General features: G+C 43.8%; 17 protein-coding genes. 1 reads left to right on the plus strand and 16 read right to left on the minus strand.

All coding sequences use genetic code 11. The annotated features are described in order from the left end of the window. Positions 1–65: 65 nt before the first annotated feature. The 16 genes from J8L97_RS17615 to J8L97_RS17690 form a co-directional block, all read right to left on the minus strand. A complete protein-coding gene (locus tag J8L97_RS17615) occupies positions 66–284 on the minus strand; it encodes a hypothetical protein (RefSeq protein ID WP_211051829.1) in 219 nt (72 codons plus the stop codon). A gap of 620 nt (positions 285–904) precedes the next feature. Continuing rightward, the gene (locus tag J8L97_RS17620) at positions 905–1,177 is read right to left on the minus strand and encodes a hypothetical protein (protein WP_211051830.1); all 273 of its coding nucleotides are present in this window, start codon (positions 1,175–1,177) and stop codon (positions 905–907) included. 138 nt (positions 1,178–1,315) lie between these two features. Continuing rightward, positions 1,316–1,459 (minus strand): hypothetical protein, encoded by a 144-nt coding sequence (locus tag J8L97_RS24100; protein ID WP_211051831.1) that lies wholly within the window; start codon positions 1,457–1,459, stop codon positions 1,316–1,318. 22 nt (positions 1,460–1,481) lie between these two features. Continuing rightward, entirely contained in the window at positions 1,482–1,916 is a 435-nt protein-coding gene (locus J8L97_RS17630; RefSeq protein ID WP_211051833.1) for a DUF4157 domain-containing protein, read from the minus strand. A 614-nt stretch (positions 1,917–2,530) separates the two neighbouring features. Further along, positions 2,531–2,794, minus strand: a complete 264-nt coding sequence (locus J8L97_RS17635) for a hypothetical protein (protein ID WP_211051834.1) — start codon at positions 2,792–2,794, stop codon at positions 2,531–2,533. Between the two features lie 66 nt (positions 2,795–2,860). Further along, complete coding sequence (locus tag J8L97_RS17640) at positions 2,861–4,414, minus strand: hypothetical protein (RefSeq protein ID WP_211051835.1); 1,554 nt, start codon at positions 4,412–4,414, stop codon at positions 2,861–2,863. Positions 4,415–4,417: 3 nt separating this feature from the next. Next, complete coding sequence (locus J8L97_RS17645) at positions 4,418–4,960, minus strand: hypothetical protein (RefSeq protein WP_211051836.1); 543 nt, start codon at positions 4,958–4,960, stop codon at positions 4,418–4,420. Continuing rightward, on the minus strand, positions 4,960–6,027 hold the full coding sequence (locus J8L97_RS17650) for a hypothetical protein (RefSeq protein WP_211051837.1): 1,068 nt from the start codon (positions 6,025–6,027) through the stop codon (positions 4,960–4,962). Before J8L97_RS17650 ends, J8L97_RS17645 begins: the two co-directional genes overlap by 1 nt. 20 nt (positions 6,028–6,047) lie before the next feature. Further along, the gene (locus J8L97_RS17655; protein ID WP_211051838.1) at positions 6,048–6,428 is read right to left on the minus strand and encodes a hypothetical protein; all 381 of its coding nucleotides are present in this window, start codon (positions 6,426–6,428) and stop codon (positions 6,048–6,050) included. 82 nt (positions 6,429–6,510) lie between these two features. After that, a complete protein-coding gene (locus tag J8L97_RS17660) occupies positions 6,511–6,915 on the minus strand; it encodes a RebB family R body protein (protein WP_211051839.1) in 405 nt (134 codons plus the stop codon). A gap of 38 nt (positions 6,916–6,953) precedes the next feature. Next, positions 6,954–7,142, minus strand: coding sequence for a RebB family R body protein (locus J8L97_RS17665; protein WP_211051841.1), 189 nt, complete (start codon positions 7,140–7,142; stop codon positions 6,954–6,956). Positions 7,143–7,249: 107 nt separating this feature from the next. Then, positions 7,250–7,516: a RebB family R body protein gene (locus J8L97_RS17670; protein ID WP_010366139.1), complete on the minus strand. Its 267-nt coding sequence runs from the start codon at positions 7,514–7,516 to the stop codon at positions 7,250–7,252. Positions 7,517–7,603: 87 nt separating this feature from the next. Then, positions 7,604–7,873, minus strand: coding sequence for a RebB family R body protein (locus J8L97_RS17675; RefSeq protein ID WP_010366137.1), 270 nt, complete (start codon positions 7,871–7,873; stop codon positions 7,604–7,606). 37 nt (positions 7,874–7,910) lie between these two features. Next, on the minus strand, positions 7,911–8,204 hold the full coding sequence (locus J8L97_RS17680) for a RebB family R body protein (RefSeq protein ID WP_010366135.1): 294 nt from the start codon (positions 8,202–8,204) through the stop codon (positions 7,911–7,913). Positions 8,205–8,720: 516 nt separating this feature from the next. Further along, on the minus strand, positions 8,721–9,920 hold the full coding sequence (locus tag J8L97_RS17685) for an AraC family transcriptional regulator (protein WP_211051843.1): 1,200 nt from the start codon (positions 9,918–9,920) through the stop codon (positions 8,721–8,723). A gap of 150 nt (positions 9,921–10,070) precedes the next feature. Further along, on the minus strand, positions 10,071–11,354 hold the full coding sequence (locus tag J8L97_RS17690; protein ID WP_211051845.1) for an AAA family ATPase: 1,284 nt from the start codon (positions 11,352–11,354) through the stop codon (positions 10,071–10,073). A gap of 246 nt (positions 11,355–11,600) precedes the next feature. Between J8L97_RS17690 and J8L97_RS17695 the strand changes: the two genes are divergently transcribed. Next, complete coding sequence (locus J8L97_RS17695; RefSeq protein WP_211051847.1) at positions 11,601–11,756, plus strand: hypothetical protein; 156 nt, start codon at positions 11,601–11,603, stop codon at positions 11,754–11,756. The last annotated feature ends 104 nt before the right edge of the window (positions 11,757–11,860 follow it).

An 11,860-nucleotide genomic window follows, 5' to 3' on the forward strand; every position in this document is an offset into this window, starting at 1 on the left:
TGTCTTGTTTTTTCTCTCTTCCTTGAGCCCCCGCATTCGCTGACCTTCACGGTCGGGGCGCTGTTCTACGCATCATTATGGAGATGGTCTATCTCCCATTTACCGTCCCTCCATCCCCCATCTACCCGTGCATGGCCAGTGTCATCACTACTCAGATTTTCTATGACGTCGTAAGTCGCGGGGGCACCGTCGTGTTTAGTTCGCTCAGTGGTTACGCGGGCCAATATGGCCCCTGCTGGGATCCTGAATCGGCGGCGTGCTCCGCCCGGAATACCGTCCGGCACGTCACCCCAGTAGTGGCCCGTGTCGAGGAGCTGTTTTGTCTCCTGAGTTATGTATAGAGTGGTACTCAGCCTCGGTATCACTTGGTTCGGGGTGATTAAGACCCTATCCTTATGCGCTTGTATAGCATCCTTCTCGCGTGTATCTGGGTCGAGTTGGGCTGCACGGACGTTGGCGTTGTCGCTGACGACAGTGAAGTGCTGATGTTTTATCACATCGTTGAGCACCGCGTCCGCTCTTTGGATTAACGTATCTATCACCGGATTTTTAATAATCGATTTAGCCGGTGAAAGGCACCCTCGCGTATGTTTCTGCTTTCCGTAATCATTACTTTTTTTTATTAGTTGTTTATTAGCATACATATCTCAAACCTTTTTAATTTAACTTTATCGATTGCCATAAGCTTTCTTAACTGCCTATAACATGGTGGCGAAGCCACCGTAGACTTTAATTAGACTATCTCTTTACTAAAAGGACTCTTTAACACCAAGAACCGGCTGTTAATGATCCACTCCCTTATTTTCAAACGATCCATCTCCCCCGATGGCGAACAGAAATTTCCAGAACCCTTTCTCATCAAGTCCGTATAGTTCTCGGTTATTAAGGTGTCTGTCCAACCACCTTACCCAGCAGTAAACTCATCCCCTCCATACCACCCCAACAACCCTTTAACCTCACGCCCAAGCGCACTGTTAAAGCCTTGCTGTAGACTGACTGGCATGTTCAAAGTTACGCCCCCGCTTGCCCAACTGAGCCAACGTTTAACATACTGTGCGATACCCTTTATTGGGGTACCTTGCTCATAAAGCTGCCGAAGTTTGCTAAAGTGGTTTGCCCAAGTCTTCCAAGCGAGTGTTAAATTCCCCCTTGGCTTAGGGGTTATCCTGTATCCCACAAAATTGTCTGGAACAATTTTGAACAGCGAAGCTGGCCCGGAGGGCGTAGGGCAGGATGTCCGGAGTAAAAAATCAAACCCTTCATTTTTGATTCTCCCTATATAGGTTTTAAATGGATGCTTAGTTTGCTTAACCGCTTATAAGCAGGCATTCATGAGTTTTACAGCCACTCGTAACTGATACCGTGTTTTGCATAATATTATCCAGTCATCCATGTAACGGTAGTAATGCAGGCCACGTGGTTTGCAGAATTTCGCCAGTGTGTTATCCATTTCTTGCAAGTAAATCTGCCTCCGTTCTCATCTACCCCTGCTCACCTAAGCGAACCGCCATCTCACCCCAATCCGTCGCTTGTTGCTCCAAAGCGGGATCGTCATTGACCGCCACGCCGTTCACTTCGGTGGTAGGTTTTACCATCCCAAGCGCTTGCTGGGCTATGTGCCCCAGTTCATGGGGGAGGTGCTTTTCTTGCCCTGGTGATAAGTAAATGTCCTTGCCCTGCGCATAGGCATGCGCTTGCACCAGCGCGGGCTTGGGTGAGTTATAGTGCACTTGCACATTGGCTAGATTCACGCCGGTGAGTTTTTCCATGCCGCGTTTTAGCCGTGGTGGTAACCCTTGTGTATGTGGGCGAGTGAGTCCTTTCACAAAGCGATGCATTTTACGCTGCATTAAGGGGGGGGCCGTTGTGCTGGGTAAGGCTCTGTGTACGGCGCATTTTGCTTGAGTTAACCACATAATTCGTGTTCGCTATTGTTAATAAGAAGCCGTTTGATGTGAATACTATAGGCAAGATCCAGTGCATGTGATTGGTATTTGTTGTGGAGGTGTTTGGTATATTTTGCTTTTTTATTATGCTGCGAATTGATATGGGCCCTGACCTACGTCAGGGAGACGAAATTAGAGATGAGGTAGCTGGGAGACGGTAACAAAATTAGCAGAAGTTGCATGAAATAAAAGACGAATAATGGTGACTTTAATTTGTATGGGCCCTGACCTGCGTCAGGGAGACAAAATTTAGGGCAGGGAGACAAAATTTAGGGCAGGGAGACGAAATTTAGGGCAGGGAGACGAAATTTAGGGCAGGGAGACGAATTGAGGCTTTAGGTGAATTAGGGATTGGGGGAGTAAAGTGCTGGGTTAGTTTATGTGGGCCCTGACCTGCGTCAGGGAGACAAAGTGAGAGGGAGGGATGAGGTCATATGAAGCGGCTGTTATCGGGTCAATATGAACACGAGTATGGGTGATGATGTCGATAATAAAGATAAAAAACCGCCTTACTCGGCTGGGTGAGCAAGGCGGTTTTAGGTGTTAAGTGAATAACACGTTGCTGGGCATTAACCCATAGGGGGTTATTCGTACTCGGTTGCTGCAACGGCTTGGGTTGCTCGTTGCTCAGCCTCCACAGGTGAATTGTACTCAGCTTCACCTTGTAGTTGCTGAGTGGTTGCGTTGATGGCATTGACAACCGCATCGGTGGCCACTTGCTCCGCTTGTTCCGGTGTGCTGGTAGCATAGCCAGTGCTTTGCTCTGCTACTAAAGTGTCGGTATATTCAACGGTGTTCGTTGCTTGTTGCTCTTCTTGATCTACAGTGCGCTCTATTGGTTGGCTCATTACGGTATTTCCTTGTTGGTTGGTTAAAAATAACTAAATAAAAAAACCTATGCTAGGTTGGCTTCATCACTTTGGTGCTAAGGGCACGAAGGGCCCTTCCACCCAGACTTCATTGTGACTGAATAAATCAGTGAGCTGCTGCGCCCGTGAACATGCAAGCTCTGCAAAAGACGTCTCCCAAATATTTCGATGCGATTTTACTTTAATCACTTTATGTTGGTCGGCTAACCAGTCAATCGCTAAAAATACGCTCTTTTCTATCGATTTTTGTCCATAATGCGCATCTTGACCTGATAGGAATACCAGCTGACGTTTGTCCTGTTGCGTGAGGTGCGACTCCCCAACACAGTACCTAATGCATGACCTAAACCACATGGGAAATGCTCGAACTGCCGCGATTGCTTCATCGGAAGGATTGTTGGCATTTTCTAGTGGCTGCTTTATTACATCATGAACAAGGGCGGGGAGTTGTTTCACGCCGTGTTGCCAGCTATTTAACGCGTCTATTGCAAAACTGCGATATCCATTGGGTGGAATCTCAGATAGCGGGTGAGCAGGGCTTGTTCCAGTGTTGGGTGTGTTTGTATTTGTTTCCAGAACAGTGTTTTTATGCTGACTTTTGGACTTTGCGCTGTGTGTGTGGGTATAAAATGACAGCAGTTGCGCACTAAATGCACGCCTTGCATTTACCAATGCTGGGCGATTAAGGCCATAGCTGTCAATGCTTAGTTCGCCACGGCTTAAGTGTATTTGGGTTTGGTGATCGAGTGTTGCAAACCAAGATGAAAAATCGCGCTCTTTGGCGGTATCACAAAGTATACCTGTGTAGGCTTGCATGGGGATCATATCCGGTTGTGACCAAATCAACTGCTCAACCTCTGGCGCGGTTAATTGTCGGGTTGCCATTAAAAAGGCGGCTACTTTGTCATAGCTATATGCTTGACCGGTAAATGGGTTAAAGCGAATATAGTCACGTGGCTTGTCATGGTATGGGCTCACCAGTAAAGGATGCTCATTTTCGATGGCTACTTTAGGAAACCGAGGGCCAGTTACAGGGAAAAGCCCAACTTTGTGTTGTTCATTACACGCACTGCACACATAAAGTAAATTCTCTTGCTCGTAGGCCAGGGCATAGTAAGGTGAACATCGAGATTGGATAACTTGTTTATCAATTGCGGCGTTATCAAGGAGGTCTACCGGTCTAAAGTGGCCAATTTCACCGCACTGTGTGGCGGCTAATGGGCTCTCACAGAGCGCGCAGCATCCGTGTGATAATTGCGCAAAATGCGCTTTAATGGTGTTACTGGCAAATAGCGCAGGGTCAAACGCAGCATAATTGAACCCCAACTCGAGGTCATCTTGGCTATCAGACTGTACCGCTTGACTGTCGTAGCTTTTTGGCCGCGTGAGCATTCGCTCGGTGATAAAAATTAAGTTATCGACCAAATCACGGGCATAGCCTTCTTTAATCAGTAGAGCACGATCTTTTGCTGTGAGAGTGTGATACTTTGGTGCGCTTTCTAAGCGCGACATGAGCGCGCGCATTTGTTTCACTGCGGCCTGCTTTTTGACGTCTTCATCGGCAGCGCATTCGACGCTTGAAAATTCAATGGCTATCATAGTTTAGCCCTGCGCTTGATGAGGTTGTGGGTCTTGGTTATGCGCCTCATGAGATGCTACTTTTTTTGCGACAGACGCTTCATAGTGTTTGCTCTGTGCTAATAATTGTTGCTGCATCTGTTTAATCGCGTCATCCATGGTTTGTTGCGCAGCCTGAGCAGCCTCTAACGCCGCGGTTTGTTGTGTCGTGAAAGAGGGCGTTAAAATATTGCCTGTCGACTCATTTTCTGGCTGCGGAGTTGTTTTACCTAGGGTATAAGTATTGTGCTCAGGCCCCCCTTGATTAAGTCCTAGTTGGCTGCTACGAACGGGTTCTTGCAGTTGTTCAAATTGTTGCAATTGCTGACGAGAATGCTCTATCAACGCAGTTGATTGTTGCAAAGAGCTATCAATTGTATGCTGTGCATTGGCCAGCATAGTATCTATCCCTGCAAGTAAGTCATTCAACCCTGCTGGCATCGCAGTATTGACTAATTGATCTAAATTATTTTGCATGGCGGTTGATGTGTTTTTTGCTGTGAGTTTATTATCAGTCGGGGCAGCCATTATGCAGCTCCTTTAGACGTGTTAGAGGCGGTGTTGGCTGGGGGAGTGGTTGGCTTTTTTGAGGGCCTATCACTGTCGATACTTAAGCACCCATCTGCGTCCACACTCATTACTACCGTGCGGTCAGTTAATTTAAGCACGTAATATTTCGCCAACCCAGCTTGCCCAACAAACTGTTCGCTGGCGAGTGTTTTGGCCAGCAGTTTTTGTAATGTCGTTATATATAGTTTGGCTTGCGCGACAAGCTCACTGGAGTCTGATAAGTCGATGTGCAACATCATGCAGAGTAACCCAGCAGATACACTGGCAAAACCAAGGGCGTTATCTGCTTCTTGCCATTGCACAATGGCGCGATTTAAGGTGTTTTCGTCTAGTTCAAAGGTAACGGTTGGACAGTTTAAATTGGCAAGCGCCAATGGCATGAGTTGCGTAACCACGGTATCTATGGGAAGTGTTTTAGCTGTGCTGCGTTGCTGCCACATTAAGTGGATACAGTAGTAATGTGCAAATTCACAGAGGTTTTGCGCTTGGCTTAACGCCCAGTGGCAGGCATTTCGTATTTGAGTATTGGAGCTTGAAAAGGTTTTTTCACAATACGCTAGCGTGCGTTGCAACGTGATCTGACCTTGAAAATCAGCGGCCCATACAATTGAGTTGTCATTCAAATTGTTACGTTTATAAAAAGCATTAACGGCACTAAAGTCGTGCCTATTGAGTAAATGGTACTTTTGTAACAATTGCCGGTGTTTTTCCATCGACCGATTATTTTCATCGCGATTCATACCATATGACAAATCTCGGAGGTCATTGGTACTTAAATCTAACAGTTTTTTTATGTCTGCAACGAGCTCTGCATTGGGTAATAAAACGAGTGACGAATTGCGAATGCCCAGTGCAAGCTGCTCTACAAAGCTGTCGGCTGAATTAAAGCTGAAGTTTTCATCTTGATTACTAAGTAGCGTTTCAAACGCACTGTCACCTTGGGGGATCAACTGGATTAATGTTTGAACCTTATCGGGTAATTGATCTAACGCTTTGACTTCACTCTGGTTTATCATAATCGTCATAATTCACTCTCTGTTTTATTCTAACTATTTGATGAAGGCGGCGTGTTGGCACCTGTTGGGAACTGATTCAACAATGAACCAGCATTGGTACCCACCGTTTTAAAGTTATCAGCCCCATCTTTTACCATGGTATTGGCGGCGGCAATAATTGGGTTATATTTGGCGACATCCCCAGTGGCTAACATTTGCGCCATGGCAACGCCCATTGCGGTGGTGGCCATAGTATTTATATTACGTAAATTATCGGTCGCGTCTTGTATTGCTATGGCCGAAGACTGTGACACAGCTTGAAAGGCTTTGCCAGCTCCAGACAGCTTTGCGGTTTCACCAGACAATGCATTGTGCTGAATAACCTCCAGTGCATTGACAACTTGTGGGTTAACTTGTGTGGTATTGGACATGGTTAGTTACCTTTTTATCTATATTCACTGAAGTGCGTTTTTTACACACTCAATACCTGTTTTTATTTATCAACGATTTAGGCTAGCTTGATGCGCTGTCACTTGAACTTGATTTTTTTGTACCGCCTTCACTTGTATTTGAAGGCAATGTGGCCTCGTGTTTTTTAAGTGCGGGCTCAATTTTTTGTACTGCGGTGATTGCATGCGTTAAATCGGCAATCGTCTGTTTTGCATCCGCTTTGAGCTTTTTTTCAGGCAGCGGTTTTGGTAATTCAATGTTTAGCATTTTTGCACAACTGGCAGTGGCTGCGGCGGACGCTGAAGTCTGTGCATTTTGCTGCGCTGTAATGGCGTTAAACATAGACATACCTAAGGTTTCTGTACCCGTTATATCGAGCATGCCCATAGATTGCGCCGCGGCTCCGCCGGTGAGTAATGCGTTGAGTTGTGTGATTGAATCTGTTATTTGGTCGTTGACTGTGCTCATCTTTATAGTCCTTACTGGTATATTTCTTGAGGTTGACGTTAACTTTTAGGTACGACTGCTGCTTGTGCTGCACCCGCGCATACCATCAGTACACAGCACTGTGTTACCGCCGCGTTTTGAATTAACTGCGCATTTTTGTCATTACTCACGGCATTTTCCATTAATAAGGCGATGGAATTAGCCATTGCGATGGCTGCGATGTCTACGGAATAGAGTGACTCGGTCATTATGTAACCCCTTCAGAGTAAGTGTTTATCGCAGTTGGTTAAGTTATTAACGTGTTTAAAATGCAGCATTGCCGATTAAAGCTGGGCAATGCTGCGATACTCACTGATTAGCGAAATATCTTATGTGTTGCCGTGGCCGTTGCAGCTGTATCTACGCTAAAGAGTGTATTCACACCTTGAACCAGTGCAGCCTGTGCTGTAATGCCATTGTTCTGTTGCCCAGAAGTAGCGTTATGCGCAGCATTTGACAATGCCTGACTTGTTGCAATCATAAAATTGCCAGTTGCAAGCGCCGGTGCATCACCGAGTACTTTTGTGTTTACTTGAGATACTGAATCGGTAATTTGACTGTTTACTGCTGTTGGAAATGCCATAGTATTATTCCTTTTTAAAGTTTTAAAATGTAACCATTTTGATTACAGGGGTATTTACTGGGGACGAAAAACATCTTAGCTGAAATATTATGAGCCAAGAATTGCTTTTGTCGCCATGCCAGTAGATGCGGTATCAATGGAGTAAAGTAAGCTTACCCCCATTGTGGTGGCGGCTTGCGCCGTAATATTTGCTTGCTGCTGCGCTGTGGTGGCATTGTGGGCTGCGTTAGCAAGGGCTTGTGATGTTGCTTGAAATAAGTTACCCATCGCGACGGAAGGCGCGTCACCCAAAACTTGTACATTTGCTTGTGTTACTGAGTCGGTTATTTGACTGTTCACGGCTGTTGGAAATGCCATAGTAATATCCTATAAGTTAAAATGATTGACCGAGTTATTAACCTAACCCTGCGACTTTATTGCTCGGAGTCAGAATATCTTTGGTTGCGACGCCAGTTGTTGCTGTATCAATTGAGTACAACGTAGTCACCCCCATTGTGGTTGCAGCCTGAGCCGTTACTGACGTTTGCTGTTGTGCCGACGTTGCATTATGTGCAGCGTTTGCCAGTGCTTGTGAAGTAGCTTGAAATAAGTTACCCATTGACATAGCGGGCGCATCACCGAGCACTTTTACATTGGCTTGGGTGACAGAGTCTGTAATTTGGTCGTTCACTGCTGTTGGAAATGCCATAATTAAACCTTTTTGTTTTATGTTAATAATCAAATGAATAAACGTGTTTCTCTTAAGCAATAAAAACCTATTCAGCTTGCCTAAGCACTGAACTCAGTATACGTATTGCACAGATTGGATGATTGGTAAGAACGCGTAAGCTAATTGGTAAAAACAGGGAATAAATAACGGGTCTAAAGTACACGCATTTTATTGCGTAGATGTAGAAGTTTAACCATAGAGCAATAGTTAGGGGCTGTTGATCTTTGCTGTTCTCTTTGAGCGCGCTTTTATCGCGGCGCTTAATATATGGCCTAGTAATCTAAGCGAATATTAAGCAGCAAAGAGAAAGGGGGACTCAAAAGAACCGGTAGGCAGCGCTTGATTGGCTTTTCTACTATGTGATCGGCTGACTCCCATGGAATAATCATGCTACGCAGCTTCAGCCTTGTATAAAACCCAATCAAACTGCTGCAAAAATGAACCTGAAAGATCAACAGCCCCTAAACTTCTATATCTATTAAATACTTTATTTGGCTAATGCTTAGCCCTCTGATCACGGTAAACTCCAGGGCTCACGCCCACCACTGCTTTAAACTTACGAACAAAAAAACTTAAATCAGAAAAGCCAACATCATCGCATACCTCAGTAACTTGGCTGTATGGGTTCTCTATGAACCGCGCCATAGCGGTTTTGATACGAATACGCAGCAGAGTTTGTTTAAATGATTGACCTACATAACGCTTAAATAAAAACGATAAGTGTGACGGACTGACACACGCACATTCTGCGACCTCGCTTAAGCTCAAGGGTTGTGTGTAGTGTGCTTCTAAGTAATCTAGTGCCCTTTTCAGTGCAGGGTGGGGTTTGTAATGTACCGTTGCTGCTTCGGTGAGCTGAGGGGCTGTATTGATAGTTTGAAAATCCAGGGTTAATTCACTTTCTAGGTCAGTGTCAGGTTTTGGCAGCTGAGGCTGTAAAGATAGCTGGGTATCACAATTTAGTTCTATATTTTTTGCAAAATTGGGTGCCATACAAGGAAATACATCGATGAGGGCTTGTGGTGTGATCTCGAGGTTGTCGTTAATAAAAGTGAGCTTTTCTAAGCAACGTTTTAACTGCTTTACATTGTCGGGCCAGCTATAGTTATTAAGCAGCGCGATGGTAGACTTTTCTAATTTTAATTGCCCAATACGCAGATCGGTCTTTTGGTAATAACTTATGAGTGGCTCGACATCTCCTTTTCGTTGCGATAAAGAAGGCAACACTAAAGTGAGGCAGTAGTATTGTAGCCACATGAGTGAATTATCAACTTGACCTGCGTCGGTTCTGGCACATTGGCTGGTTGATGTAATGAGCCTAACTGCATTATTGAGTGGGTTATCAAGTAACCAGTAATCTTTTATCTGTTCAAATTGCGTGCTACTTAGCGCATCAATATTCTTCAGGTAAACGGTGCCATGACAGGCTTGGTTGATTAATGAATCAAGTTCATTTCTGATACTCTCAGGTGCCCACAATTTACAACATGAAATCACCAGTTTGCCGTGTTGGTGTGGCGAATATTGGTGTATTTGTTGTACTGCAAGTGACTTACCAGTCCCTGAGTTTCCGGTAATATGGATGGGAATGGTTGAACAAGCTAGTTTCTCAATATCTTGTTTTAGTTTAAAAAGTGCATCACTTTTGCCAATCCACGGGGTTATGTTGGGTGTTACTTTCAACTGTACAGACATGATTTTTCCTTTCATTGAATGGAGGGTAAACATGCGCAGGCAAAAATTTTACTTATGAGGCTGCGCATACTATTTGCTTCAACGAAAAGATATTTTTTTATCGCTTTTTATATTGGCTCAGATCCGGCTCACTTGTGCTATTTGACCTTTTTACACAGAGTTTTTAGCAAATTGAGTATGGTGATTTTTTATGCTCTCCCAAATTAACGGATGTGAGAAACGATATTGATCGGACTCGCGTATGACTAATCCGCTGGCTAACATTTTTTGGGCCAAACACAGTGGTGCACGTATGTGTTGTTTCTGTGTAAATTGACTTAATTGGCTGGCATTAAAATGAAATCCTTGTAAAGCTGAGAATTGGAATAACTCTGCGAGCTCTGCTGGCATATCAGTTAATGTATTGTCTATAAATCGCTGTAATTCAGTGGGAGGGCACGTTTGAGAATGAGGAGACAAGAGTAATTGCTGTAAAAAAGCGGGGTTGCCAGCAGCGCGCTCTATCGCCATTTTTACTCTGGTCTGATATTTCGCAATAGATAATCCCCTTTTGGCGAGATAATGTTTAGCTAAGCGAGTTTGGGCGTCTAGGTTGAGTTGTTTTAACGGCATGGTGTGAGCAAGAGACAGCCACCCTGGGACTGAAGTAAATAGACCTTTTGGCTGGGCAGTAATAATAAATAAGATAGGCTGGGCGTACTCTTCTTCGGTAAATAAACGTAGGAATTGCACTTGTGTATAAGTTAAATGATGTACATCATCGAAGGTGACCAGTGCAATATGTTTGTGAGCAGCGTATCGTATTAAATCACTGGCAATCTGTTTATCTATTTTATTTATTTGCAGCGGTGTTTGTTTTTCTAGCGTGTTATGTTGATTTTGATTGAGTGAAATCGCCAGTAATTGCAAAGTCCTTATATAGCTCAAAGAAGAGCTTACCACTAAATTTACTTTTTCTTTTATTACTACCTCAGTGGCTGTATGGTCAATTTTTAAAAGTTGTTTAATTAAATGAGCAATAGAAAATTTGAGTTTATGGGGGGGGCAATTATGGGGCTGGCCAAACGCTAAATCGTATTTTCCCGCAGCTTTAACACATTCAATAAAGTGGTGAAGTAAATGGGTTTTTCCAGAACCAGTTATACCATAAATGTAAATAGTTTTGGCGCGATGTTGGCTTTCAACATAATTTAGTAATGAATGTAATTGATGAAGTTCCCATTCTCTACCTAAACAAGGTTCTACTGACTGGCTTATTAAGTGCGTGTACAACCAAGCAGGTATAGGTGAATTAGGCAGTAATACATCAATACTGACTTGAAAGAAGCGCGCAAATATCGACAGTGTTCTATAGAGTATTTTTTCTCCAGCTTCGGCTCTTTTTATTGAAGAAACCGAAATTGGCAGTCTTTTATCTATACATTCTTGAGCCAACTGTTCTTGACTTAAAGCTTTTTTTTCTCAGTAACTGTAGTGCGTGCGCATTAATATTGATGCGCCCATTCGTGAACGTTTCCATTAGGTTACTCCTTATAACGCTGTAGTGTTTTTATTAAAGTGGCGATAATTAATCGCTCAATAGTGAAAGTTTTTTGGAATTATAAGTTTACTTTTTTGTTAATGTTTTTAATATTACAGTGTATTACGCAGCGTGCTTTACCTTATTTTATTGTCATTTTAATGACAGCATTGAAAAGCGTGCCGGAATATATTGTGGATATGAATATCGCGATTGAGCAACTAGCAATGGTTCCGTTAGATAAGCTAACCTTAAGGTTTTTATGTTTAGTTAATTACTCAGCCAGTATCAATAGCAATGGTCGTATTGTTAAATAAGGTATGCTCGCGTGGAATACCTTATTGTTGTACTTTTTTAGAGCGTGCCATTAGTATGTACTAGTGTGTTAATGTGCTTAGTACAATATTTCCTATGTCTTCAT

This window comes from Pseudoalteromonas sp. MMG012 (assembly GCF_018100875.1).
In the GTDB taxonomy this organism is placed as follows: Bacteria; Pseudomonadota; Gammaproteobacteria; order Enterobacterales; family Alteromonadaceae; genus Pseudoalteromonas; species Pseudoalteromonas aurantia.

Coding starts and splice junctions, on each gene's coding strand:
- J8L97_RS17630 (WP_211051833.1), bottom strand. CDS start 1,916: ATGTGGTTAACTCAAGCAAAATGCGCCGTACACAGAGCCTTACCCAGC.
- J8L97_RS17635 (WP_211051834.1), bottom strand. CDS start 2,794: ATGAGCCAACCAATAGAGCGCACTGTAGATCAAGAAGAGCAACAAGCA.
- J8L97_RS17640 (WP_211051835.1), bottom strand. CDS start 4,414: ATGATAGCCATTGAATTTTCAAGCGTCGAATGCGCTGCCGATGAAGAC.
- J8L97_RS17645 (WP_211051836.1), bottom strand. CDS start 4,960: ATGGCTGCCCCGACTGATAATAAACTCACAGCAAAAAACACATCAACC.
- J8L97_RS17650 (WP_211051837.1), bottom strand. CDS start 6,027: ATGACGATTATGATAAACCAGAGTGAAGTCAAAGCGTTAGATCAATTA.
- J8L97_RS17655 (WP_211051838.1), bottom strand. CDS start 6,428: ATGTCCAATACCACACAAGTTAACCCACAAGTTGTCAATGCACTGGAG.
- J8L97_RS17660 (WP_211051839.1), bottom strand. CDS start 6,915: ATGAGCACAGTCAACGACCAAATAACAGATTCAATCACACAACTCAAC.
- J8L97_RS17665 (WP_211051841.1), bottom strand. CDS start 7,142: ATGACCGAGTCACTCTATTCCGTAGACATCGCAGCCATCGCAATGGCT.
- J8L97_RS17670 (WP_010366139.1), bottom strand. CDS start 7,516: ATGGCATTTCCAACAGCAGTAAACAGTCAAATTACCGATTCAGTATCT.
- J8L97_RS17675 (WP_010366137.1), bottom strand. CDS start 7,873: ATGGCATTTCCAACAGCCGTGAACAGTCAAATAACCGACTCAGTAACA.
- J8L97_RS17680 (WP_010366135.1), bottom strand. CDS start 8,204: ATGGCATTTCCAACAGCAGTGAACGACCAAATTACAGACTCTGTCACC.
- J8L97_RS17685 (WP_211051843.1), bottom strand. CDS start 9,920: ATGTCTGTACAGTTGAAAGTAACACCCAACATAACCCCGTGGATTGGC.
- J8L97_RS17695 (WP_211051847.1), top strand. CDS start 11,601: ATGACAGCATTGAAAAGCGTGCCGGAATATATTGTGGATATGAATATC.